Origin of the sequence: Microcoleus sp. Pol14D4, from assembly GCF_036701245.1 — a bacterium.
Taxonomy (GTDB): Bacteria; Cyanobacteriota; Cyanobacteriia; order Cyanobacteriales; family Microcoleaceae; genus Microcoleus.
In genome coordinates this window covers 1-25,008 of the sequence record NZ_JAUBQM010000035.1, presented here as the reverse complement: position 1 = coordinate 25,008, position 25,008 = coordinate 1, and the positions used below count along the sequence as shown (strand labels likewise).

16 protein-coding genes and 1 tRNA gene are annotated in these 25,008 nt (G+C 44.7%); 4 read left to right on the top strand and 13 right to left on the bottom strand.

Annotation, left to right across the window (positions count from 1 at the left end):
- Positions 1-78: 78 nt before the first annotated feature.
- From QUA33_RS14510 to QUA33_RS14500, 3 genes are all read right to left on the bottom strand, one after another.
- Positions 79-477: an alr0857 family protein gene (locus QUA33_RS14510; protein ID WP_333099802.1), complete on the bottom strand. Its 399-nt coding sequence runs from the start codon at positions 475-477 to the stop codon at positions 79-81.
- 254 nt (positions 478-731) lie between these two features.
- Positions 732-1,247, bottom strand: a complete 516-nt coding sequence (locus QUA33_RS14505; protein ID WP_190660760.1) for an HNH endonuclease — start codon at positions 1,245-1,247, stop codon at positions 732-734.
- Positions 1,248-1,459: 212 nt separating this feature from the next.
- Positions 1,460-1,714 (bottom strand): hypothetical protein, encoded by a 255-nt coding sequence (locus tag QUA33_RS14500; protein WP_333099801.1) that lies wholly within the window; start codon positions 1,712-1,714, stop codon positions 1,460-1,462.
- 93 nt (positions 1,715-1,807) lie between these two features.
- Between QUA33_RS14500 and QUA33_RS14495 the strand changes: the two genes are divergently transcribed.
- Both QUA33_RS14495 and QUA33_RS14490 read left to right on the top strand, forming a co-directional pair.
- Positions 1,808-2,143: a ribbon-helix-helix domain-containing protein gene (locus tag QUA33_RS14495; protein ID WP_039886507.1), complete on the top strand. Its 336-nt coding sequence runs from the start codon at positions 1,808-1,810 to the stop codon at positions 2,141-2,143.
- 432 nt (positions 2,144-2,575) lie between these two features.
- Positions 2,576-3,907, top strand: coding sequence for a D-alanyl-D-alanine carboxypeptidase (locus tag QUA33_RS14490; RefSeq protein WP_445243246.1), 1,332 nt, complete (start codon positions 2,576-2,578; stop codon positions 3,905-3,907).
- Positions 3,908-4,225: 318 nt separating this feature from the next.
- On the opposite strand, the gene QUA33_RS14485 is transcribed toward QUA33_RS14490, so the two are convergent.
- Positions 4,226-5,332 (bottom strand): N-acetylmuramoyl-L-alanine amidase-like domain-containing protein, encoded by a 1,107-nt coding sequence (locus tag QUA33_RS14485; protein ID WP_333149173.1) that lies wholly within the window; start codon positions 5,330-5,332, stop codon positions 4,226-4,228.
- Positions 5,333-5,511: 179 nt separating this feature from the next.
- Here QUA33_RS14485 and QUA33_RS14480 point away from each other — a divergent pair, with 179 nt between their 5' ends.
- A complete protein-coding gene (locus QUA33_RS14480) occupies positions 5,512-7,014 on the top strand; it encodes a serine hydrolase (protein WP_333149172.1) in 1,503 nt (500 codons plus the stop codon).
- Between the two features lie 477 nt (positions 7,015-7,491).
- On the opposite strand, the gene QUA33_RS14475 is transcribed toward QUA33_RS14480, so the two are convergent.
- Positions 7,492-7,563: transfer RNA gene (locus QUA33_RS14475), tRNA-Gln, on the bottom strand.
- A gap of 101 nt (positions 7,564-7,664) precedes the next feature.
- Entirely contained in the window at positions 7,665-10,472 is a 2,808-nt protein-coding gene (locus QUA33_RS14470; RefSeq protein WP_333149171.1) for a GAF domain-containing protein, read from the bottom strand.
- 740 nt (positions 10,473-11,212) lie between these two features.
- Between QUA33_RS14470 and QUA33_RS14465 the strand changes: the two genes are divergently transcribed.
- Positions 11,213-11,599: a response regulator gene (locus QUA33_RS14465; protein WP_006631154.1), complete on the top strand. Its 387-nt coding sequence runs from the start codon at positions 11,213-11,215 to the stop codon at positions 11,597-11,599.
- 148 nt (positions 11,600-11,747) lie between these two features.
- On the opposite strand, the gene cheB is transcribed toward QUA33_RS14465, so the two are convergent.
- The 7 genes from cheB to QUA33_RS14430 form a co-directional block, all read right to left on the bottom strand.
- The gene (cheB, locus tag QUA33_RS14460; protein WP_333149170.1) at positions 11,748-12,833 is read right to left on the bottom strand and encodes a chemotaxis-specific protein-glutamate methyltransferase CheB; all 1,086 of its coding nucleotides are present in this window, start codon (positions 12,831-12,833) and stop codon (positions 11,748-11,750) included.
- A 274-nt stretch (positions 12,834-13,107) separates the two neighbouring features.
- Positions 13,108-15,597 (bottom strand): hybrid sensor histidine kinase/response regulator, encoded by a 2,490-nt coding sequence (locus QUA33_RS14455; RefSeq protein WP_333149194.1) that lies wholly within the window; start codon positions 15,595-15,597, stop codon positions 13,108-13,110.
- 102 nt (positions 15,598-15,699) lie between these two features.
- Positions 15,700-17,562, bottom strand: a complete 1,863-nt coding sequence (locus tag QUA33_RS14450) for a methyl-accepting chemotaxis protein (protein ID WP_333149193.1) — start codon at positions 17,560-17,562, stop codon at positions 15,700-15,702.
- Between the two features lie 344 nt (positions 17,563-17,906).
- Positions 17,907-19,367 carry a methyl-accepting chemotaxis protein gene (locus QUA33_RS14445; RefSeq protein ID WP_333149169.1) on the bottom strand — a complete coding sequence of 487 codons (1,461 nt, stop codon included), beginning with the start codon at positions 19,365-19,367 and terminating at the stop codon, positions 17,907-17,909.
- A gap of 545 nt (positions 19,368-19,912) precedes the next feature.
- Positions 19,913-21,043: a chemotaxis protein CheW gene (locus QUA33_RS14440; RefSeq protein WP_333149168.1), complete on the bottom strand. Its 1,131-nt coding sequence runs from the start codon at positions 21,041-21,043 to the stop codon at positions 19,913-19,915.
- A gap of 3 nt (positions 21,044-21,046) precedes the next feature.
- Entirely contained in the window at positions 21,047-22,723 is a 1,677-nt protein-coding gene (locus tag QUA33_RS14435; protein WP_333149167.1) for a CheR family methyltransferase, read from the bottom strand.
- A 382-nt stretch (positions 22,724-23,105) separates the two neighbouring features.
- Complete coding sequence (locus QUA33_RS14430; protein WP_333149166.1) at positions 23,106-24,872, bottom strand: R3H domain-containing nucleic acid-binding protein; 1,767 nt, start codon at positions 24,870-24,872, stop codon at positions 23,106-23,108.
- Between the last annotated feature and the right edge of the window lie 136 nt (positions 24,873-25,008).

Below are 25,008 nucleotides of genomic sequence, written 5' to 3'. Positions count from 1 at the left end.
GAGTGAAGAGTGGGGAGTGGGAGAAAGTGGAAGATGAAGAAAATATTTCCCTCTTCCCTCTTCCTTCCACATCCGATATTAATCGCCGACTTCCCCGACAACCTCTGCAGCAGCCTGAGTTTCGAGCCAGAGATTGAGCAGCAATAGCTCCGCCCGATCGCCCAACACAGTCGCAAACACGCCGTCAGCCCCCTCGGACGCCTCAGAAATCCACGTACCGCGCAGAGTCACTTCTACAAAGTCAGTATCAGCAACACAAAGCTCGATCGCATCGTTGTCGTTTCGGCGGGCCTCAGATTCCAACAGAGACAGCGCCGGCAAATTCGCGGGCAGCAAAAATGCCGCAGTGCTCGGTTCGACGCTGATGCTTTGACCAACTCGCATAGCCAGCACAACTCGCAGCGCCACTAACTGTTCGGGAGATTGAGCCAAACGCTCGAGGTTAAAGCCCGTTTCAGTGTAAGTCAACTTCAGCATATTGACAGCCCTAAATTTGGAATTGAAAGTTTAAAATTGAAAATCGGGAACTGGGCATGGGGAATAGGGCATCGGGCATTGGGCATCGGGCATCGGGCATTGGGCATTGGCCATCGGACATTGGATAGGTCGGAATGAAAAGTTTGCTATTGGGACCTAAAATCCTTTTCAATTACAGGACTTAATTAGCTATTAACTATTAGCTATTACCAATTACCAATTACTTGTTTGGTCCATGCCCTATTCCCCATGCCCTATTCCCCTATTTGATATTCGTGCCAAAACAGTTCGGCAAAAGCAACAGTGGGGTGTATGGGAGCCTTTGGCTTAGTTCGCAGAGACATTCCAGCTTCTATAGGAGTTCGATCGCCCTTACGAGAGTTGCACCGTTCGCAAGCAGTCACTACGTTGTCCCAAGTATGCGGGCCGCCCTTCGATCGAGGCATCACGTGATCCAGCGTCAAATGCCGATTGCTACCACAGTATTGGCAAGAATGAGCGTCGCGGCGCAGAACTTCCCGGCGATTGACCGGGGGTACTTTCCACAAGCGTTCCCTGTTACCAAAAGTTAAGCGGATTTGTTCGGGTACGTGGATGCTGGTGCTGGGCGATCGTACCAGCCAGCCGTTGCCGATGCTAAAATCCAGAGGTTCAGCTTTGCCTGTTACCAACAGTACGATCGCCCGTTTGATGTTGACACGGCTCATTGGTAGGTAATTCTGAGAAAACACCACCACAGATTGCCTCAATACATCAGTTACTACGGTCACGGCTTGCTCCTCCTCATCAATTTTGGATTTTAGATTTTGAATTTTGAATTTTGCTTGCTTCGTCAGCATTGGCTACATCTGGTTTTTTCCCAGTTCCCCAAGCGGATCGAATTTCTCAAATATCCAATCAAATGCCCCCGCTTCTCTTACTTAGAAGCGGGGGCTAGAAAAACTGCTAAAGGCAAATTTTCATCCTGTCTTGGTACAGTCGTTTAGCTGTACCTCCCGCTTCGCGTATCTCGATGTGGCTGTGCCACTTGCAGACCGTCCCGGTCTACCTCGTTGTAATTAATTTCTGCAATTTGTCCTAATCCACTATAACCGCGTTTAATTAGGCCCAAGCCCGCCCACGAGGTTGCTGTGACAGTCGCAAAACCCGTGCTAAAAACGTGCCGTAACGACTCAGAGTGACCCGTGGGGCGATCGCACTTCAATTGATAGGTGGAGTAGGTGGGGAGAAATTTCACAGCAGGCAGAAGGTGGTTAAGAGGCTTTCAATCTAGCTGTAAACATACTACACTGATATTACACATATGTCCACCCGTCACGGAGAAAAAATTATGCATACCCTACCTAGAACCTCAACCACCGAAATGGAAGTCACCAGCATTCGACTCGAAAGAGAACTCAAGGAGAGACTTAAAGAGCTCGCGGGCAATCAAGGCTATCAAGCTTTGATTCGAGATTTGCTCTGGAATTACGTGCAGCAGAAGTCTGGAGAGTATCGGCAGATGTTTTCTCGATCGGATATTCGAGCCAGCATTAATGCCACAGCACAGCAGGAGGAACGCTGCGCGCTTACAGGAGAGTTGATTCGACCGGGCGGGCCGATGTTATTAGGCCTGACGATGCACGGCGAAATGGTGCCGCTGAGTATAGGGAGTATGGCTGGATAAACCAGTTTATCGAAAATTTGTGAGAGCGATCGGCCTGGGGTGAAGGCCCCAGGCGCTGAAGATCATACTATTTTAGATTTTAGATTTTAGATTTCAATACTTCGGGCAGTTTTTGATTACCAACCGTAGAATAAGGGTTTCCAGGCTCCAAGGCAATCGAGCTACCAACGGAAAATCCAGGGTTTCAGACTACGAACTAAAAACAGTCCGGACTATTGGTATAAAATTCCGCAGTCTTTAAAAAATATCTATTTAACGAACCGTGAAGACGCAAAGAACGCGAAGGAAGATGGAGAAGAAGAGAGGTAATGTCAGCGGTTCGGGAGTCTGGTAACGCAGATGCGGAGGCTCCACAACGCGCTGGCTAGTGCTAAAATTTCCATCGGGCGTGCCGAACAGACGATCGTACATTTGATGAAAAAAATTAAAGTAATGCTGAAAAACCGCTACTTGACTGCTGCGAGTTCGATCGCCCTTCTTACAATTATTGCCGGATGTGCAGCTACTGAATCACCTCAACTTGCATCTCCCTCTCCTGTAGCTGAAGCTTCCCCGCCGCCAGTTAAACCAAGTCAGCCTCAGCCCTTAATAGTCTCTGCTAGCAATCCCGAAACCCCCACAAGTACCAAAATCCAGCAATATCTCAACGGGTTGGCAGCCCAAGGTTTTGCCAAAGAAAACCAAGGCGTCTGGATGCAATCTGGCAATACTTTGCTAGCCAATCACCAAGGTACAGTTCCTCTGTCGGCCGCTTCTATTACCAAAGTAGCAACATCTCTGGTAGCGCTGCAACAATTCGGGCCGGAACATCAATTTATCACCTTAATTGGTACAACGGGAAAAATAGAAAACGGCATACTAAAAGGCGATTTAATTGTTCAGGGAACCGCCGATCCGTTGTTTGTTTGGGAAGAGGCGATCGCCCTTGGTAACGCCTTAAGTCAAAAAGGGATCAAGCGAGTCAGTGGCAATTTAATAATTGTCGATAAGTTTTATATGAACTTTGAACTCGATCCCCTCAAATCGGGAGAATTGCTCAAACAAGGATTGAACAGTCAAATCTGGCCCAGCGAAGCCGCCGCCCAGTATCAAACCCTGCCTCCAAATACGCCAAAACCCCAAATAGCAATTGAGGGTACTGTACAAGTTTTACCAGCATCTCCCAACCAGGTGCAGCCTTTAGTAAAACATTATTCTTTACCCCTTGCTGAACTCATCAAAAAAATGAATCAGTACAGCAACAATCTCATGGCAGATATGCTAGCTGATACTGTCGGCGGCGCCAAAACAGTCGCGCAAAAAGCAGCAGCAGCAACCGGAGTTCCTCCCGCTGAAATTCAACTCGTCAACGGTTCGGGATTGAGCGAAGAAAATCTCATTTCTCCCCGGGCTGCTTGCGCGTTATTTCTAGCTTTAGAACGCTATCTTGAACCTTACAGCATGACAGTTGCTGATGTCTTAACTGTAGTTGGAAAAGATCAAGGAATACTGGCAGAACGCGCCCTTCCCAAATTAGCAGTAGTCAAGTCGGGCACGTTGGATAATGTTAGCGCTTTGGGCGGAGCCCTGCCAACTCAAAAACAAGAAACTGTGTGGTTTGTGATTATGAATGGAGGGGCAAATGTCGAGACATTTCGCACTCAGCAAGAGGTTTTGCTGAAAAGCTTTTTGAATGAGTGGGGAAGTGTTCAAGTTTCGCCACCGGAATTAACGCCCAATCCTGCTAGAAAGAGTAAGGTATCTCGCAGCGAAATTGTCAATTGATATCAATTCCGGTTGCACCGGAATTATTGTTGACTGTTGACTGTTGACTGTTGACTGTTGACGGGCGGGTCGAAAAACTGAATGGTTGAGTGTTAACTGTTTACTCGATTTTATTATTCCGATGCAACCGGAAACGATAGGATTTGAGGGTTACGCATGGGGGCCCAGAAACCGGGTTTTTTTACAAAAATACTTCGTGGCAAACCGTAAATTCGGCAAAAAGCCCGGTTTCTGTAGTTTGTAGGGTGCGTCACCACAGAAATTTTAAATTTTCAGCTAAAATATGCAAGCTGATGCACCCTAGGAGTATAAACCAATTTAATCAGGTGTTTTCGCCCTAGCGACTACAATGCCGATCGCACTTTCGACTCTCCTAATATATCTCTGCAAGTCGTAAGCAACTGTCACCTCCCCAGCAGGCGAAGCGTGAATTAGACCGAGGTTCCCGTCAGCATTGCGATAAACTAAACCTGTGTGCGTGACATCCAATCCTTTAACATCCGTGGCTACTGCTACAATATCCCCTGGTTTTAACTGAGAATAAACACTTTTTATCCGATTTGTCGGGATGTAATTAACAGTAGTTTTGGCTAATTCTGCTTCTTGGCTGACTATGCACTGATAAGTTGCTTCATCTTTGACCATTTGCGCGTAACTGCTGCGGTGCTGGCTCATGAAATTTAGTGTTTTATTCATGGGTACTCCACCTAATTCAGCGGTGATATTTTCCACAGTTTGCCGTTTTTGATTGTCGTTAATCCATTCGGAAAAATAGTGCAGTCTGCTGCAATAACCGTTCATTTTACCGTTTAAATACCGCTGTTCTTCTATGCGATTGACCAAATTTTGATAGTCGTAATCTTGTACTGCTATGCCCCTGGCGATCGCCAAAACAGTTTCTACAAACAAAACGCAATCAAATTTATTCAAAGTTACGATCAACTTTTCTTCGCCGGATTCGTCCAGCAAACCAGCGGCGTAGGGTTTTCCTCGGAAATTATCGGCGATCGCCTGGACGATTTCTCCGATCGAGCGATCGTGCAAATTTTGTTGTTTTGCATACTGTACCACCTTTTCAAAACGTGCTATGTCTTCAGGCTGTGCAGCGGTTTCTCTCTCGGTATTATTTGAGTCTGGTCGTCTTGCCAGCACATTCAGCAATTCGGAATAGGAAATTTCTGCTAAATTGTTGAAGTCCCACAACATACTCGGAAAACTGGAAACAGTTTGCTTGTTTGTTATTTCCAGATTTTCGCTTTTTCCCGTCAAGGAAAACGCTAAATCCGCGCCCTGTCCTGCTGTTTGTCGCTCGACAACATATCCCGTAGCAGATTGAGACTGAAATGCCCAAACATCAGGTATCAAAGAATTATTCACGCCGACGATCGCAAATCCCAAAACAGCCAGACTCAAAAAAATTCTCATGTTTTTCAAAGGATTTTGCTTCAACTCAGTGCTATCCTGAAAATTTTACAATTACTAGAAGTCTCAATCAGCCTAGTAGACCGATAAAATTGGCAACAGCGGACTAGATCGATACACTTGTCATTTAGATGCCGCCCTATTATAAACTGATCGTGCGAGTTTGATAGCACAAAACTGTAATGCAAGTAGAACGCCGACGCCGCCCCATCGGGCCCCAACGCCCAATCGAGTCCCGACGCCAAAGCAGCGAGCGTCCAGTCCAGTCCCGACGCCAAAGCACCGAGCGCCCAGTCCCATCTCGTCGCCCAATCCAGACCCGACGCCCCATAGACCTCTTGCAAAAGTCGCTCTCAATTCTTGAAATTATCTGGGTTCATCTGCGTTCATCTCCCTTGTATCTGCGGTTGACCGATCGAGCTAAGATTCCTGCAACAGGTCTAATCCAATCCCGACGCCAAAGCAGCCAGCGCCCAGTCGGACGCCGCCGCCAAAGCAGCGAAGGTCCAGTCCAATCCCGTCGCCGAGTGAGGACGAAATTTTCTCGGTTAAAATACCGTAACATCCTGTGCTTAATTGCCGGGGCGATCGCGATCGGTTGGATTGTCACAATACCGTTCAGAATTCGCCGTCCCCCAGAACCGCCAGTCATCTTGGCTCAACAGCCCATCTCGCCTCAAGAAACACTCTCGCCTCCGACAATTGAACCATCGGAAAATTTAGCCTATCGTCAAAGCGAGCCTACCTTTAGCTACAACATCAAAACGCCTCCCAATCCAGTTTACTCTCAAGAATTGCAAGGGATTGTTGATGAATCTGTGAAGATTGCAACCAGCAAAGGACTGCCGGCAGAACGGCTATCAATTACCTTATTTGATGTCAGCAATCCTAAAACTCATACCTTCGCAGGATATCAAAATCAAACTCTCCGATTTCCCGCTAGCGTTGCCAAGTTATTTTGGATGGCAGCCTTTTACTCAGCCATAGAAAAAGGCATTATTACGCAACGAGAATCTACCTTTAAAAACGACCTAGATCAAATGATTCGCGTCTCCAACAACGATGCTGCCAGCAGGATTTTAGACAAAATCACAGATACAAAATCCGGCGGACGGCTCGCAGGAGAAGAATTGCAAACCTGGCTGAAAAAGCGCACGCAAATTAACACATTTTTCCAGTCTGCAGGCTACAATGATATTCGTATAAGCACCAAAAATTATCCCATATACTATTTGAGGCAAGAAGGTCCTATCGGTCGCGACTTGCAATTGCGGGGCGATGCTTCCCAGCCGATTCGCAATCAAGTAACTACCGACCAAGCCGCCAGATTAATATATGAAATCTATACTAGGCAAGCGGTTTCTAGTGTCGCCAGCCGCAAAATGGCTTACTTGCTAACGAGAGACTTAGACCCCAAGGCGTGGAAAAATGACCCTAGCAATTCGATACAAGGATTTCTCGGCGAATCTTTACCAACTAATATTTATTTTGGTTCCAAAGTAGGCTATACTTCCAAATCCCGCAGCGAAGCGGCATTTGTTAGAACTTTAGACGATCGCGCGATTTATATCTTAGTTGTTTTTGCAGACGATCCGGCTTATGCCAAGGACGAAACAGCATTTCCGGCAATTTCCCGATACGTTTTCGATCGACTAAATGCTCGTGGCCCCAGCACTGTGCAGTGATATGGAGTAGGGCGGGTTGACTGTTGACTGTTGACTGTTAGTCGAAAAGTTGACTGTTGACCGTTAGTCGAAAAACTGAAGGATGGTTGATATCAAATCCGGTAGCATGGGAATTATTCATCTCTGTGTTCTCTTTCTCTGTTTTTTCGGCGTCAAGAGCGGTTTAATCATTCCAATGCAACCCGATTTGATATGAGTGTTGAATGTTGACTCGATTTTACAATTCCGGTGCACTCAGAAGCGATCTTACGCAAAAACAACGGTTTCTACCAAAAAAGGGTACTGACGACCAAAAAAACCAATTTCTTGACCACAAATCTAGGCTTTTAGGTAAAACCCGCCGCAAGAAAGCCGGTTTCTTATATCCTGTGAGCAACTCCTAATTACGTTTGTAGTTATGGAGTATTTTTTATATCGTCTGTCAAGAACTAACTCTAAACTATGAGTTAAATAATTGATTGACATCAAACAATTTAACTGGGGCGAAAGGATTCGAACCTCTGAATGGCGGGACCAAAACCCGCTGCCTTACCACTTGGCGACGCCCCAACGTCTTAACCTTCACTATCTTAACATTCAAACACAGCAATCTGTCAAGCATTTTGACAATAAAATTTAAAAAATCTTTTTGAAACCGATCGCCCGCAGGTTTATTCTTTGAGCGCACGCGGGCGAGCTACCGGGATTTCAATCCTGAAATCCGCTCCCTCTCCTGGTTTGGAGATACAGTTCAAGCTTCCTCCGTGTTTTTCCACCACAATCTGGTAGCTGATAGACAAGCCAAGTCCCGTACCCTTGCCCACAGGTTTAGTGGTAAAGAAAGGGTCAAACAAGTGGCATTTAGCTTTTTCGGCCAATCCGGGCCCGCTGTCTTGAATCCGAATCACCACAACTTGACCGCTTGACTTTCCTGAATCATCAGCCTCCGAGCCTGGGCCCACCACCGCCGTCGAGATTTTAATCGTCTTGGGTGGAGGCTGATTTTCCAAAGAGTCGATCGCATTCGCCAAAATATTCATAAATACTTGGTTTAGCTGCCCGGGATAGCACTCTACCTTCGGCAAGTTGCCGTAGTCTTTAATTACCTCAATTCCCGGTACGAGTCCATTTGACTTCAAGCGGCTCTGCAAAATCAGCAGCGTGCTGTCAATCCCTTCGTGAATGTCCACCCGCTTCATCTCGGCTTCGTCGTGCCGTGCAAAGTTCCGCAGAGACAGGACAATTTGGCGGATGCGTTCAGTTCCCATCTCTATTGAAGACAGAATTTTCAGCAAATCCGGCGCTATGAAATCAACATCGATTTCTTCGTTTTTGTCGAGTATTTCGGGGCAAGGCTCGGGGTAGTGCTTTTGATACAAGTGCAGCAAATCCAGCAGATTTTTCATGTACTGCTTGCAATAAGTCAAGTTGCCGTAAATAAAATTAACCGGATTGTTAATTTCGTGGGCGACGCCGGCGACCATTTGACCAAGAGAGGACATTTTTTCGTTTTGGATGAGCTGAGCTTCTTTCTGCTGCAACTGCTGCAAAGTTTCCGTGAGTTGGCGGGCTTGAGTTTGGGCTGCTAAGGCTGCCGCGCGGGTTTGGGCGTAGAGTTCGGCTTGGTCGATCGCGATCGCCAGTTGATCCACCACCGCTTGCAGCAATTCCACTTCGCTCGTCGCCCAGGAACGGTGGCTGCTGTAATGGTTGCAAACTACAGCACCCATTTGACCGGAGCGAGTCTTGAGCGGCAGCAGCAGGTTAGAAACAATCCCCATACGGGTCAAAAAATCTCGCGTGGGCGGTTCTATGCACAGTGCTGTTGCCGCGTCCCCGATCCGGAGGGTTTGGCGGTGGCAAATTTTCTCGGCCAGCAGGGTTACTTGTTCGATCGGGTATTCTGTGAGCCGCTCCTTCAGTTCGGGATTTGCCGCCTCGTGGGTGATTGCAAAGCTTGGCTGCCCGTCTCGCGAGATGGAGTACCACAAAAAGTAGCACTGGTCAACCTGCAACAAGCTGCGAATTTCGTTGACAGCCGTATCTAAAATTTTGTCGAGGTCGAGGGAATTTCGCATCTGGCTGGCGAGGCCGAACAGCAAGCCTTCCCGGCGGCTCAACAATTCTTCTCGGGCCGTGATGCGATCGATCGCCACGGCGATGGCGTTAGCCATGCAGCTCAGAACTTCTAGCGCTCCCTCACTTACCAAAGCGCTACTGCACAGAGCCATCACTCCCACCAGTCGCTCCTCCACTATCAGCGGATAGGCAATGGCGCAGAGAGACGGGTTCGACATTAGGCATACAGGAGCCGTTTGGAGTTTTCCCGGTTCTGCTCGCACCCAATCTTCTATTTCCCGTTGCCACCCTTCGGTGCTGAGTCCTGAATCGGCCTGCAATTCTAACTGCTCTGTCTGCGGGTTGAACGTCCAGATACTCGCCTCTTTGGCGTCGAGGTAATCTACCATTGCCTCGGTGCAGCGGTTGAGGATGGGCGATATTTTCCCACCTTGTCCGAGGGCGGCACCGACTTTAGCTTGCAGAGCTCCCAAGCGCAATCGCTCTTCTAGCGACGCGGCCGTTAGTTGACCGGAGGTGTCCCGCGGGCCGGCATCAATTTCTCCGATTTGTTTGGTATCGTCTGCACGCCCGATGCTCGCTGAAGTTTCCCACAAATATTGAGATTTGCCTGTTTCATCGAGCGTCGGGAGCTTTTTTGTTGCGTATATTCTCATGCTGCTCTGTGGCGTATGTACCGCACACAAGCTGGAGGGGTTCGAGTCACGACGAACTAACTCCGAGACTTGCTGGCTGTCCGAGCTAATATCTTCTACCTCTGGCAACTGTTTTTGAGCTTTGACTAATTGCCAGCGCAACTCCACCAAACTCGCAACTTGCCGGCTCAAAGCTTGTAGATATTCTATCGTTTCTTTTGTCAAGTCTCGCGGCACCGAGTCCATGACGGATAGCACTCCCAGCACCTGGCCATCAGAGCTGACAACTGGGATGCCGGCGTAAAATTTCACGAAGGGGTAGAAAACGATCAGCGGGTGTTCGCCAAATCTCACATCTGTGGAAGCGTCTCGGACAATGGCGGCGGGCAGTTCTTTAAAGGAATTTATAGGGAGTTCAACCGCCAATTCGGGAGCAACTGGCGGTTGTTGCAGGGAAATTGCCCGGTCAAATTCCGAGTTTGAGTTTGATCTCTGGGCGAACTCTTCGGGAGTTTGGTTCAGGGCGCGATCGCAAAAATTCAGGTAACGGTGGGCCAAAGTTCGATCGATACCTAACTGCGACTTCAACCAGTGGCGATTACCGTCAATCAAGCTCAAGAAAGCAATAGGAGTTCGGCTGATTTGAGCTGCCAAACCTACCAAATTGTCCAAGCAAGCGTCTGGAGCAGAGCCGAGAAGTTGATACAAGTCAATGTTATGGAGCTTGAACACTTTTTTACCAAGAGGCAAGGGTGCTTTCATCATATGTAACTGCCCGTCTAGTTGCTGGCAACCGCCCTTCTCAATACTTCCCTTGAAAAACAAGCTATGAATTCTGTGCTGGGAGACTCTGGGCGCAAATTCGGCGCAGGTTGCTTGCGCCGAATTCAGACTAACCTCTTGACTGATCGGGAAACTTTTGAGTTATCGGAGTTAGAGCACCCCAAATCTTAGACTATATAAATTATACTTCCAGTTGACTATGCTTTTGAATACCTCCGGCTCTCTAAATTTAAGAGCCTCTGTTGGGAGGAAGCCGCTTTCCAAAATATATGACTATTGCTTACCTAGAATTTTTTTATCAGTTTAATTGTATTTTAACAGACTTGTCTAATCGTGGGTAGCTTGCTTGCTGGTAGATTTAAATCAGGGGTTTGTGCAACAATACCAGTGTCCTTTACCGAGCTGTGCCTTAGCCGGGAGTTCAACTACTGTTAGGAGATGAATTACAAAAGATTGGTAAGATGTTAAACTTTGTAACAATAGTTGTTCAAACTCGACCTTTAGGATTTCTGGGCCCGGATGCACATTTGGCAACTGTTGTAATTGCCGATCGACCACTCTCCCAATTCCTTTTTTCGAGTTTGAGGTAAAAAAACAGGGGTAATGTTTCAACTAACGCTCCAACGGGGTTGACAATTATTGTATAGAGGCAACCCTCAAAAAATAAATGCAGGAAGTATGTTTTGTATTTTCAAGAACTATAAATAAACAGGGAGAAGAATATGTCTGCAAGTAGCAGTCAAGTACCAACTATTTTGGCAGTTGATGATAGTGTCGTGATGCAAGGACTTGTTAAACAGGCCTTAAGCAAAGAGTTTCGAGTTCTCGTAACCGACAATGCAGTGGATGCTTTGTCAACTATTTATCACGAACAAATTTCTGTTTTGTTGCTGGATGTTTCGATGCCTGGTATTGACGGATTGGAACTCTGCCGCACGGTGCGGAGCTTGCCTCAGTTTCAGAATTTGCCGATCGTAATGCTGACAGCGCGAGATGGAGCTTTTGATAAGGTACAGGGGCGTTTGGCGGGAGCAACAGAGTATTTAACTAAGCCGTTTGATGCTGAGAAGTTGCGCGAGGTAATTGGTAAGTTTATCAAAATCAAATAATCGGACTTAGAAAAAAAATTGGTTTTGAGTAATTAATGAAGTAATTTGAGTAATTAATGAAGTAAAAAATTGCGAGCACGCTCTCTGATCCTCGACTTCTTTAACAAGTCGGGCGGCGGAGTATTCTGCACTATTTGCGGGGTAAGTCCTAAATTTTTAATTTAGCCAGGAGTAAGGGAGCGATCGCACTGACAGGTAGAACATATTGGGCTGCACCGAGGGCGATCGCCTCCTTGGGCATTCCGAAGACAATGCAGGTAGCTTCGTCTTGGGCGATTGTCAACCCCCCTTGTCTGGCAATCGCCAACATTCCGTCAGCACCATCTCTACCCATTCCTGTCAGCAACACCCCCGCTGCTGACCGGCCATAAAAATTAGCTACCGACTTAAATGTCACCGTTACAGAAGGGCAGTGTCCCGCGACATGAGCAGCTTCTGAATAAACAAATCGCCCTTGAGAGTCCAATTCTAAATGACGTTTTTCGGGCGGGAAATAAACAGTCCCTGCTTGTGGCAATTCCCCAAAAGAAGCTATTTTAACAGGCAGTTTTGATTCATTACCCAGCCAATCAACTAATCCTTGTAAAAAACCTTCACTGATGTGCTGGACACAAATTATAGGTACGGGAAAACTAGCTGGAAGTTTAGAAATAATTGTATATAGTGCTTGCGGTCCCCCTGTAGAAGCCCCTATAGCCAATACTTTAATAGTTAAGAATTTAACATTGTCGTTGGAAAATTTGTAATTAGGGACAGGTGCTTGGTTGATTTTTACAGTTTGATTATTATCTTGTGTTGGCATCTTTTTTTGATGCCGTGTAAATACTTTAACTCCTGAGAGTATTTTAACCTTAGCTATTAATTGATTGGCTAGAAGAGCGTAATCTGATACCAGCCCGCCCATCGGTTTAGGAAAAACATCCAATGCACCAGCCTTTAACACTTGAAATACATTCTGAGTATCATTCGCTTGCACTGAGGCACTAATTACTAAAATTGGTAGCGGATATTTCTTCATTACTTCTTCCGTAAATTCTAACCCGTTCATTGGTGCCATGTTCAAATCGGTACAGATTACTTGGGGCTGAAGTTTGGGGATTAATTCTAGTCCTTCTAGTCCGTTGCAAGCGGTTCCTACAACTTGGATGTCTGGCGAGGACTCAAAAATTCGTTTGAGGACGATCGTAACTACTGGAGAATCTTCAACTAACAATAGTTTAATGGGCGATAACATCTGTTTGCTGGAAAACGGGGAATGGGAAATGGGGAATGGGGAATTAGGCACTTGTAATAATGCCCTACGACTTACTTCCCTTGGGCTTCGTGAGCGGGCAAGCCGCGCAGGGCGAGTGGCTAAGCTCAGTACAACTAGCTCAGTAACCGCGTAGTCAAAGTATTGGGTATTCAGCATCGATGCACTGGTAATTGTGCATCGATGCTGGGTATTGAGCCTTGTTAATTGGTAGTAAATAACAAATGCCTAATAACCAAGGACTAATGACTCATGACTAAACTAACCTTTTTAGTGTATCTACCAACACATCTTGATTGAAAGTACCTTTAGGAATATAAGCATTTGCCCCCGCATCAGCTCCTCTTTTTCTATCTTCATCCGATGCCAAAGATGTCACTAAAATTATCGGCAACTCACTGTATTCTTTTTGCTCCCGAATTTTTATAGTCAGAGCCAAACCGTCTAAATTTGGCATTTGTATGTCAGAAATCACAGCATCAAAATTGCGAGTTTTTAATTTATGGAAAGCATCCAATCCGTCTACCGCAGTCACAACTTCGTAACCCGCACCTTCCAGGATGCGCTTTTCTTGAGTGCGCGTGGCGATCGAGTCTTCTGCTAACAGTATAACTTGTTTTCTGCTGGCAGTCTCAAGTTGCGATCGCGCACCAGGAACCATACGGGAGGAAACTTGCTGGCGTACAGATTTTATCAAATCGTGGGGATTGAGTACCATACAAACTTCCCCAGTCCCCAGAATTGTAGCACCCGAAACATTTCGCACCCGTTTCAGCAATTGACTTTGAGGTTTCATCACCACATCTTGTTCGTCTATCAAAGCATCTACAAATAATCCCAATCTTTCCTCCCCAACTTTCAAAACAATACAAGGCATTTTTGAAGAAGTTGAATTTAGGAAGTAGTTTTGATTTTTTCTCAGAGCTTCGCTCCCGCTTTCCTGCCTCAAATACCGATTTTTTTGCCATCCTTGTCTATTGTTTAATTCTAGTAAATCTGTTAGATGAGCAACTGAAAGAGGCTGACCGTTTGAAAGTATAGTTTCCTTACCTTCTATAGCAAATATCTCAGACTGAGACACCTGTTGAGCCGTGTCTACAAACTCGACTGGTAGAGCATAAGGAATGTCTTCAACTATAACAATTAATACATTTGCTGTAGCTAAAGACGTGCTGATTTGCAGTCTAAAAGTGCATCCTCTACCCGGTAAAGACTCTACTTGAATACTACCTTTTAGGGCTTCAACATTAGTCCGAACTACATCTAAACCTACCCCGCGCCCCGATACTTCGGTAACAAATTTCTTGGTTGAAAAACCCGGAGTAAAAATCAAAGACTGTATTTGATTTTCTGTCATTTTTGCCAGTTTTTCAACCGTACAAATATTACGTTTTACAGCCGTTTGTTGAATGCTCTCTAGATTTAGTCCCCGGCCATCATCAGCAACTTCAATAATAATATTGCTAGCAATATTATAGCCTTTAATTCGGAGAGTAGCCACGGGAGGTTTACCTAGTTTTTTTCGCTCCTCAACAGTCTCAATACCGTGGTCTATCGAATTTCTAATCATGTGCATTAAAGGATCTTTCATTTCCTCTAAAATGCGTTTATCGGCTGTAGTTTCGCCTCCTTCAATCACCAACGCAACTTCTTTACCTTCCCGTTTCGCTAAGTCTCGAACAGTTCGAGGAAATAAATTAAAAATAGTAGACAAAGGCAGCAGTCTCAAAGTGCGAATTCCTGATTCTAATGCCTCAGCGATTAATTCTAGTCTGGCAGTATCTTCATAAACTCGATTTTTCAAGTGGTTAACTAAAGTTCCGAGACTTTCTAAACGTTCTTCTGTACGTTGATAGTAATCCTGCAATTGGCTAAATTTACCGTTGGCTTTAATACCGTTTTCATCTATTTGCATCCGATCGACAGTCAACCTCGTTACAAAATATTCTCGGCTCCACTCTTCCCACAAAGTTGTAATTTGTTCTATTTCTGCAACTCGGTGTCCTAGCCGAGTTTTTGTGACAGTAAGTTCCCCCGCTTGAGTCATTAAATCGTCTAAATTTTGAGTAGCAACGCGAATGGTTTCAATGCGGTAAGATGAGGTTGAGGAGGTAGTAACTGCCGACTGCGAAGCCGACGCAGTGGCTGGTTCAGAAGGTGCAGGCAGGTTTTGAGTTTCCACTAGAAATTCAGGCTTGGATTGTAAGTGTAAAAAAGAGGAATTTTTCTCTAAGTTAAGAACTTGAGAAGTTTCAACATTTGTTTCTAGTTCTTGGGTAGCAGACTCAGTAAATTGCGGTTTTACCAACGGTTCTTCTGGTACTTGTGAAGATGAGGCATCTACTATTGAGGCTGCTAGGTGTGGCTCAGTAGAAGCACCCATCATGCTAGCTAGGATGTAAAAAGTATTAACGCCGGAATCTTCCCCCGTAACGGCTTCGTTAACGAGTTTCCGCATGGCTTCTAAACCTTGCGAAAGTCGATCGCTAATATCCGAATTCAGTTGAGTTTCTCCCCGCTTGAGGTCTCCCAAAATATGCTCCATTTGATGAGCTAAAGATGCTACATCTTTTACGCCTAGCATCCCAGCATCACCTTTAAGAGAATGGGTTTCGCGCAACAATTGTTCTAACTTACCTAAGTCGCTCGGATGTTGTTCTAAGTACAGCAATCCGTCGTCTAGTTTCTGTAAGTGTTCTTGACTCGCGACTTTAAATACATCTCGAAGTTCTCGATCTTCAATCATCATATATGTTTTTGAGTAATAGGTAATTGAACAAGGTTCATGGGTAATTCGTAATGATAATTATGTTGAATAATCCGTCGATTGCTAATGACTGATGACTAATTAATACACTACTTCTTTAAGATTAAATGCAGCTTCTGTGAGTTGTTGAGTACCGATTTTAACTTGAGTAATACCGCTGACTGTTTGAGACGCGGATTCCTTCATAGAACTCATGGCATCACCTACTTGCTGAATCGCTATCGCCTGCTGTTTAACGTTAAATGAAATTTGCTGGTTGCTAGCAAACACCATATTGCAAGCTTCCCTCACACCCGTAAAAGCTTCTGCCGTATCTTGTGCTGTTTTCACCCCTTCTGCAACCGTTTTGCGACTATCTTCAGTTGCTTTCACCGTTGAGTCGATCGCACCCTTAATTTCTGGAATAATACCATTAATCTTTTGTGCTGCTTGTTGGCTTTCATCTGCTAACTTACGAATTTCGCTTGCTACCACCGCAAAACCTTTACCGTACTCGCCGGCTCTGACTGCTTCAACAGCGGCGTTGAGAGCCAGCATATTAGTTTGGCTGGCTAAATCGCTAACCAAACTTGCGAGAGTCGATATATTGCCAATCTGACTCGTGCTGTCGTCGAGTCGATGATTTTGCTTAGAAATTGCCACCACAGCTTCTCTAAGATTCAGCATTTGATTGAGAGTTTGATCTACCTTTTTAGTCCCTTCTTCGGCTAGATTTAAAGCTTGGCGAGCGGCAACGGCAACAGACTCAGCTTGCTCGGCTGTTTCCTGAGAAGATCTGCCCAAATTTTCTAGAGTTATAGTTGTTTGATTAACCGAGACAAATTGTCTATTTGCTATTTGCTCTTGCCTGTTCATATTAGATTCTATCTGCATTGAAAATGACGATATCTCGTAAATTAAACCCCGAATTAGAGCAACTATTTTTTGCAAAAAAAACCACCCAAATCCCAGCACCACAGCCAGAGAAACAATAGCAATAATTGCTGCTATTCTTTGAAGATAATCAATAGAAGAAAATAGCATTTTTTTGGGTGAACTATCCACAATTACTAAAAATTTATTTGTATTTTGTTTGCTGGGAAAAACTGTATTATAACTAATCACTAGATCCCTATTATCAATATTTCCCTCACCACCTGAGAGTATTTTAGCAACAATGCCTGCTGAATAATCGTTTTTGACATTTTCCTTGGTTTTAAGTTCTAATCCCCATGCTTTTTTAGGATTGGGATGAGCCAGATAATATCCATCTTGATTTAAGATAAAAGATTGATCTGAGAATTCATGATTAAAATTTTTAACCCTATCGATCAGAGTGTTACCCAGAGCATTGCTAATCAAAATACCTTGTCTTTCTCCTTTGGGATTAAAAATTGGAGTTGCGTAGCGAATTGTTGGCTTGTAAGGAATTTCTATTTTCCCCCTTTCCTGATTCAGCTCTAAAGAAGACACATAGACTTCTCCTGATTTTAGCTTCATAGTTGCCATAAAGTAATCTCTGTCTGCTTTATTTTGTAGTTGAGACTCTGGAATAACTTGGATATTTGTGCCGTCAGAATCTACGCGCACGATCTCCTTGCCACTGTTATCTATGTAACGCAATTGCATATAATATGGCTTGGCTTCCATCATAGCTAAAAATGTGACTTGCATTCGATAAAGCCAATCTTTATAATTAGAATTAGTTTGTTTGTCTGCTCCATTTCCTTCTTTAGCTCTAATCATTCCCTGAATTGGGGGAGTTTTGGGGAGAAACAAAATATCTGCTCTCATATTTTCAAATTTGTTAATCATTTGATTTGCGGTAGAATTAACACTGTCACTAAGGGTTATTAATGCTAAATTTTGCAGTGCTTCTGTTGAAGAATAAATTCCATACCAACCAACAATAGATACTGGAATCAAGGTACTTAAAATTAGGAGTAGCAACAGTCGGTGCTGCATTTTTTGGAAAAATTTGTTAATCATTGGTTACTATAAATTGGTTACTGGTAATTTGTACGCTCGCATAGTCTAAGTATAGGAAATTGGAAAATTGTACGATCGCGTAGCCGAAGTATTGGGAATTGGGAATGGGTAGTAAAGAAAAAATAACAACTCCCTAATAATAACTCACAACTCACAACTAACTACAATGCTGATTTATCAAATTTTTATTTGACCAGGAACAAATTATTACTCCGTTAATGTCGCTGGAATTGTAGCGAGGTCGATCGCCAAAGCGATTGGTTTAATTCTTAAGGATATATTTGGCACTTTTTGGGAACTACTCATAATTCATCTATCTCCTACAAAACTGCCTTCAAATCTAAGGCTGCTTCATTCAATTTTTGAGTTCCGACTTTAGTTTGACTGATACCGCAAGCGGTTTGGGCTGCGGCTTGATTGAGAGAGTTCATAGCTTGCACTACCTGTTCGATCGCGATCGATTGCTGTTTGGCATTCAGCGAAATTTGCTGAGAGCTCAAAACCACATTGTTAATGGCATTGGCAACTCCTGCAAATGCCGCTGCGGTTTCTGAGGCAATGTTCACGCCGGATTCCACTGTTTTAGTTCCTTCGTCTGTCACCATTACCGTTGAGTTAATCGCCTTTTGAATATCAGCAACTAATAGATTAATTTGAGCTCCTGACTTTTTACTGCGATCGGCAAGTTTGCGAATTTCTGACGCCACCACGCCAAAACCCTTGCCGTTTTCTCCCGCCCGCACAGCTTCAACAGCAGCATTGAGGGCTAACATATTAGTTTGATTTGCCAAATCGCTAACTACAGTTGAGATATTACCAATGTGATCTGTTTGTTCGCTCAACTCTATAATTTGTCCTTGGATATCCTGAACTTTAGTTTTCAGAGTTGCCATTGCTTCTAAAGTTTGTTCTACAGCTTTTGTGCCACCTCCAGCTAAATTCAAAGCTTGCATTGCTTGAACCACGGCTGTTTCTATCTGCTGTGATGTCGCCCTGGAAGATGCTCCCAATTCGTCCATTGTAGTAGTAGTTTGATTTACGGAAGCTGCTTGCTGACTTGCCATGCGTTCTTGTTCTTCTACGGTGGCTGCAATTTCAGTGGAAGAAGAGGCGATCGAGCTAATTGCCCGATCGATAGTTTGGGCAATTCCTGACGAAATCAGCCAAGCTATAACCGCACCTAACACCAATAAAAATACAGAACCAAATACCAATGCCGAGATCAAGAAAACTAAAGATTCCTTCGTTTTTTCTGTAGCTTGCTTAATCGCATTTACTTCTATTTCGCGAAATTGCTTATTTATGGCCACAAATTGCTCCACAAATTTTGTCTGTTCTCCTGTATTAAATATAGCCAATGCTTCGACCTTCTTATTTTGTTGTAATAAAACAACTATTTGGTTAGAACCATTATAATATTCGTTGCAAAGTTGTAGCATATTCTCTAAACGAACTCTCTGCTCAGGATTTTCGATCCTCAACTCCGCACTCTTGCCCGACTGGCGGGCTAATTCTGCACCTGTTTGAAAATCACTTAAAAACTGCGGATTTTTATTAATTAAATACCCACGCATCCCCCGTACCATTTGTTCAGCACCTGCGGACATATCATTTGTGTATCTGATCGCATTTTCTATCCTTTCCACTTCTTTAAAATTATTCAATACCTGATTAGTAGTTGTATAAACTAGCAGAGGAAAACCCAAGTATATAGTTGCTGGTGCTACATAGGCCAGCAGCATTCTATTTCTAATATTTAATTTTATTAACTTAGAAAACATATTTTTCTCCTTAATTTAAGTACGTGAATACACTAATTAGATTGCTTAGTCAAATCTCGCTTTAAAAGCGGATTTGGTATAACTTAATACGCTTGGGTTAAAACTATTTCTTCCTCAGAGACCCCCTCGCATACCCCCCATCGTTGGGAGGACGTTGAGTAAGTTCTTGTCCCTCCCTTGAGAAGACAGGGCTGTTTCATTCTCCAGGAAATCATCGTTTTGTAGGTAGCGCCCCCGTACCTACCTCCTCCACGGACCAGGGAATCGGTGTTTCAAATATCGGGGCAACCACGGGGGTGTGCGCCTAGGTCGAATGAAACCGCCCTGCTTTCTCAAGGGGGGATCGAGCTTAACTCAACCGTATTGTGGTATAACTAAGTTCTTTAGTCCTGGACGCATTTCAACATAATTCTCTCATGCTAAGTTTCGCTGGTTACCAGCCTCGATCTCTGCGTTGAATCTGGATTGCGAAGAAAATGAACTATCAAGCCAGATGCTTCAGTTGACTCATAAGATATATACTTTGCGTAAGCCCTGTTCTTGATTCAAACCTCTTCATCAACAACTACTCCTCCTTTTGTCAGCAGTTTTTGCAAATTTAGAATGGCCATCATTTTTTCTCCATAAATAGCTGTCCCCCGTAGATATTCGCGGTTAGCAGAATGCAGTGCTGCCGGAACAGCCGCAATTTCCGACACATTTAAGTATATAATATCTAATATTTCTTCAACAACTATACCAGCGACTAAATCCGCCACTTCAACAATGATCGCCTTAGAGAGATAATTTGCAGTATCCAACATATTTAAAGACATATTTAAAACACTGCGAATATCAATTAGCGTCACAATTTCTCCCCGTAAATTTATATTTCCCACTATGCGGTCGGGAGTGCAAGGAACCGGAGTTACTTGGCTAATATCCGTAAATTCGCGCACTAGATCCAAAGGAATACCAAAGTATTCGCTCTTCAAAACAAACACCGCCACGGACATATTAATTGCAGTATCATTTTCCCCCCCGCCTCGCCGTCTCAAATGATTAGCGCGCGATTGAAAAATTGCTTTTTCTTCCGGGGTAGCCTGCCGGCAAAAAACGTCACGATTGCTCAAACTTTTAGGATTTTTGCCTAACAATTTTGCATTTATTTGCCAGGGTGAATTTTCCGTCTTTGCCTCACCTGCTGCTGACTCACTACCTGCATTGCTTGGAAAAACAGGCCAGATCTCCTGGGAATTTTTGGGAGAATATCGAATTAAGCGATCGAGATTCAGCAGCATGATAATATCGGCTTCGCAGCGGGCAAATCCAGATACAAAATGATGAGAAGCTTCTGAATTGTCTCGCCCGTAAGATAGCTGCGGAGTGATGGCATCTTCTGAGAGTTCCTTAACTTCGCGAACTTGATTGACAATTATACCGACTTTGGATTCTTGCCACTCGATGACGATCGTACTATCTGTGACAGCATAATCCTGCCAAGCGTATCCAAAACGGAGATTCAGATCCATCACGGGGAGAATTTCGCCCCGAAGGTCGATCGCCCCAACAATATCTTGAGGTGCTTCTGCAATTGCTGTCAACTCCGGCAGAAAGAAAATTTCCCGAACGTAGCAAGCTTCTATACCGCAGAGAAAACCGTTCTGTTCAAAGATAAGATACGGTTTAGTTTCCATATTTTAGTGTACAGCTTCTTTACTGTATAATTGTAACAATTTTTTTTTAACATTCATCAGCACTTGACTAGCTGTCATTTTACCCTGGGAATCTATGGGAGTGTTTGGCGGTAGTGCTTTCAGGATTTCACAAGATGAATTGTACATTTTCAGAGCTCTTTTTACTTGACCTTCTTTATTGTATATATTCCCTAGCTCTATATAAGCTGAAACAAAAGATGGGCACATATAAATAGTCCTCTTTAATAGTTTTTTTGCTATTTCCAATTGCCCCTGTTCTTCAGCTATTTGAGCTTGTAAATAATCAGTATATACTGATCCAGGCTCTACTTTTCTAGCTCGATTACAGTATTCTATTGCCTGAGAATAATTGCCTGCATTTGCCTGCACTTGAGCGATTAAAAAATAAGCATCAAAATTATGCCCCTGCAAGTCTATTGCCTCTTGTGCCTTGTTAATTGCCTCAGCATAATTTTTATTTTTAAAGGATTTTTTAGCCTCTAAAATTAGCATTTGAGGCGTTTTAGTTTGAGTATTTTCTGCTATTATTTTTTCTGTAACTGACACGGCAGTGTTCGGCAAACCTTGCTCCAGATAGGGAGAGGACAGCATCTTCCCCAGCGGATTACTTATTTTTAATACGGGCGGCATCTCTATCTCTGGAAAATTGCTGTTAGTAGTAAAACGAGGTGGCATCGTTTCCCTTGTTAGCAACTCACCACTATCATCGCCCATAGTATCTGCTTTCGGCAATTCCCGAAATGCCGAGTTGGCTTCTCCTACCGTCGCAACCCTAGACTCTATTTTAGATCCTTCCTCCATTACTGCATCCCGACGCTGATAAACCACCGACTCCGGGAAAATCTTGGGTTCAAACTCGTTCATAATTTGACCGTAAACTTCAGCATGACCGGTCATTAAATATCCTCCAGGTCTAAGGGTATTGGCAAATTTTTTCAGTACCAGTGAAATATACTTATGTTCAAAATAAACAAAAACGTTTCTACACAAAATTAAGTCTATGTTATAAAGATTTTGGTAAATATTAGGAAACTCATCTGTGATTAAATTTACACAGCTAAAGGTTACACTTTCGCGCAATTCTTGATTGATTTGCCAATCATTTTGCCTCTGATGAAAATACTGCTTTTGTATCTGCGGTTCAACCAAGCGAAATGACCAATGACTGTAAACTCCCTGGGGCGCTTTTTTGATTACTTTTTCATTGATATCTGTACCTAAAATTAATATTTTCCATTGTTCCCAATCGGGAATCAATTCTTTTAAAACAATAGCTAAAGAATAAGGTTCTTCACCGGTAGAGCAGCCCGCACTCCAGATTCGCAGTGTCGGCTGCATTCCCAATGTCTTGTGCAATTTTCTTTTCTGCTCTATCAATTCAGGGAAAATTTGTTTTTTTAACAGAGAAAACTGTCCTTTATCTCGCATGAAATAACTTTCAATTGTTGTTAATAGCAATACTAATTCTGACCATTCATTTTTACTTTCCCAATTTTTGCCAGTTAAAAGATTATAATATTTTTCGGGTTCTGCGATTTTTTTGGCTCTCATTCGAGTCATAATTTTATGAGACAGACCAGCTCGATCTTGGGACCTTATTCGCACACCAATCTCAGTAGTAATTAAGTTGATAAATAGCTGAACTATGGAATCATTCATGTCAACTTAGGGAGATTAATTTAATAATTTGGGAAGTGGCAAATTTTACTGAGCTGGTGCTGAGTTTGTGCTGAGCATAGCTGCTAGCCTGCGGCTCATCCGTTCGCAAAGCCGAAGGGAGCTGAAGGGAAGTGCGTAGCTGAACTATTGAGAATTGGGGAACTTGTAAGAGCGTGTAGTCGAAGTATTGGTAATTGGAAATTGGAGAATTGGAAATTAGAAATTTAGCCGATCGCCTGAACAAGAACAGTGTCACACCATATCATATCAGAAACTTGCCAGCTACTTAAAGGAAAAAGGCAAAAGGTAAAAGACAGAAGCCAGGAAAAAATTATCCCTTCTGCCTTCCACCTTCTGCCTTCAAACGCACCAATCTCCAACTTTAAGCTGGATATATCCGCAGGCGGCGATTGGGTTCTTCCCCAAAACTGTGGGATTTCAGGTGATAGTGTTCCACAAGTTCGTGCTGCATTTTGCGGACGTTGGGAGAACGGGGCAGGAGTTCCACCGGCTGTCCCTTGGGAATGACAATTTGCTCGACTGCCAAGCGGGTTTCTTCGAGAGCTTCGAGTTCGTCAGAAGAACCGCTGCGGGCGAATAAGGCGAGGTCTGCCACTTCCGGGGTACCTGGGTCATCCATGTCCAACAAGCGCCGCAAAGCTCTCGCTACGTGGGGAATAGTGCCGGCCTTAATTGTGTGCAGGGGAACTTGACGAGTTTTGGCCAAGTGCCTCAATTTCGACTGGTTCCGAACGTTCGATCGCAAAGCCAAAACCACGTCAGCGCTCTCAATATCCTTCGTCAGCAGTACCGGCAGGTTCAGCGTCGAAATCACCTGTTCGAGCTGGTGGCGAGCTATGCCGTAAGGATAAACGTGGAGGGGCAAATCTTCGCCGTTAGGGCCGACATTCTGGGAAAAACGTCCGGGCTTAGGTACCGGCTCGACGGACAGGGATTCTTCGAGGAGTTGCTCGAAATACCGAGTCTCAGCAACCGGCGCGCTTTTAGCAGCCAAGTTCTCGCTGGGAGCGGGCATCGGCACCATTTTGCCAGCACTCCGCCACCCAGAGATCGGTGTGACCGGCCGGATTGCCGATACCGCAGCCGGGCCGCTCGAAGCTGTTATCCCTGGAAACCGGGCGGGGGGAGCGGCCGACTCGCGCTCGATAATTACCTCTCCAGTCTCGCTGACGCTTCTGATTTGCTGGTTCGGTTCGCGTCCCCGCAGCAGAGTGTCGATCGAATCTGCAACTCGCTCGTGGATCACCCAGCGCTGGCGTTCCAGCATTTCAACGGCAATTTCAAAAGTGGGCGGTGCTTTGCGCTCCAAAACAGTCTTTTGAGAACCGCGACGCCTTGCTTCGTCATCTCCCAGCGTCACCGCTTGGATGCCCCCAATTAAATCTGCCAGAGTCGGGTTTTTCATCAAGTTTTCGAGCCGGTTCCCGTGGGCGGTACCGACCAACTGCACGCCCCTTTCGGCGATCGTGCGAGCCGCCAAAGCTTCGAGTTCCGTGCCGATTTCATCAATCACGATCACTTCCGGCATATGGTTTTCCACTGCTTCGATCATGACTTGGTGCTGGAGTTCGGGACGAGAAACTTGCATTCTGCGAGCTCTGCCGATCGCCGGGTGCGGGATATCTCCATCTCCGGCGATTTCGTTGGAGGTGTCGATAATTACCACTCGTTTTTCCAAGTCATCGGCGAGCACGCGGGCAATTTCTCGCAGGGCCGTGGTTTTGCCGACTCCGGGGCGGCCGAGCATCAAAATTGACTGACCGGTTTCCACCAAATCGCGGATTATGCCGATCGTCCCAAACACAGCGCGGCCCACCCTCAAAGTCAAGCCGATAATCTCGCCGCTGCGGTTGCGAAGGGCGCTAATTCGGTGCAGGGTTTGCTCGATACCGGCTCGATTGTCGCCGCCGAAGTGGCCGACTCGCTCGATGCAATAGTTGAGGTCTGCCTTGGAAACTGGCGTTTGGGAAAGAGGTTCGGCCAAGGATGGAAAACGAGCTTCAGGTCGGCGGCCCAAATCCATGACAATCTCAATGAGATTGTTGCGCTGCGGGTGCTGCTCTAAGGGCTGCCGGATCTCATCTGGCACGATGTCTAATAATCTGTTGAGGTCGTCTGTAATCTGCATTCGCCTCGATGTGTTCGGTGACGTTTTCAACTTTTTAGTCAGTTGTTATTTGTTATTTGTTATTTGTTATTTGTTATTTGTTATTTGTTATTTGTTATTTGTTATTTGTTATTTGTTATTTGTTATTTGTTATTTG

Excerpts from the sequence above, each read along its gene's own strand:
- QUA33_RS14510 (WP_333099802.1), bottom strand. The coding sequence starts at position 477 with ATGCTGAAGTTGACTTACACTGAAACGGGCTTTAACCTCGAGCGTTTG.
- QUA33_RS14495 (WP_039886507.1), top strand. The coding sequence starts at position 1,808 with ATGCATACCCTACCTAGAACCTCAACCACCGAAATGGAAGTCACCAGC.
- QUA33_RS14490 (WP_445243246.1), top strand. The coding sequence starts at position 2,576 with ATGCTGAAAAACCGCTACTTGACTGCTGCGAGTTCGATCGCCCTTCTT.
- QUA33_RS14485 (WP_333149173.1), bottom strand. The coding sequence starts at position 5,332 with ATGAGAATTTTTTTGAGTCTGGCTGTTTTGGGATTTGCGATCGTCGGC.
- QUA33_RS14480 (WP_333149172.1), top strand. The coding sequence starts at position 5,512 with ATGCAAGTAGAACGCCGACGCCGCCCCATCGGGCCCCAACGCCCAATC.
- QUA33_RS14470 (WP_333149171.1), bottom strand. The coding sequence starts at position 10,472 with ATGATGAAAGCACCCTTGCCTCTTGGTAAAAAAGTGTTCAAGCTCCAT.
- QUA33_RS14465 (WP_006631154.1), top strand. The coding sequence starts at position 11,213 with ATGTCTGCAAGTAGCAGTCAAGTACCAACTATTTTGGCAGTTGATGAT.
- cheB (WP_333149170.1), bottom strand. The coding sequence starts at position 12,833 with ATGTTATCGCCCATTAAACTATTGTTAGTTGAAGATTCTCCAGTAGTT.
- QUA33_RS14455 (WP_333149194.1), bottom strand. The coding sequence starts at position 15,597 with ATGATTGAAGATCGAGAACTTCGAGATGTATTTAAAGTCGCGAGTCAA.
- QUA33_RS14450 (WP_333149193.1), bottom strand. The coding sequence starts at position 17,562 with ATGCAGCACCGACTGTTGCTACTCCTAATTTTAAGTACCTTGATTCCA.
- QUA33_RS14445 (WP_333149169.1), bottom strand. The coding sequence starts at position 19,367 with ATGTTTTCTAAGTTAATAAAATTAAATATTAGAAATAGAATGCTGCTG.
- QUA33_RS14440 (WP_333149168.1), bottom strand. The coding sequence starts at position 21,043 with ATGGAAACTAAACCGTATCTTATCTTTGAACAGAACGGTTTTCTCTGC.
- QUA33_RS14435 (WP_333149167.1), bottom strand. The coding sequence starts at position 22,723 with ATGAATGATTCCATAGTTCAGCTATTTATCAACTTAATTACTACTGAG.
- QUA33_RS14430 (WP_333149166.1), bottom strand. The coding sequence starts at position 24,872 with ATGCAGATTACAGACGACCTCAACAGATTATTAGACATCGTGCCAGAT.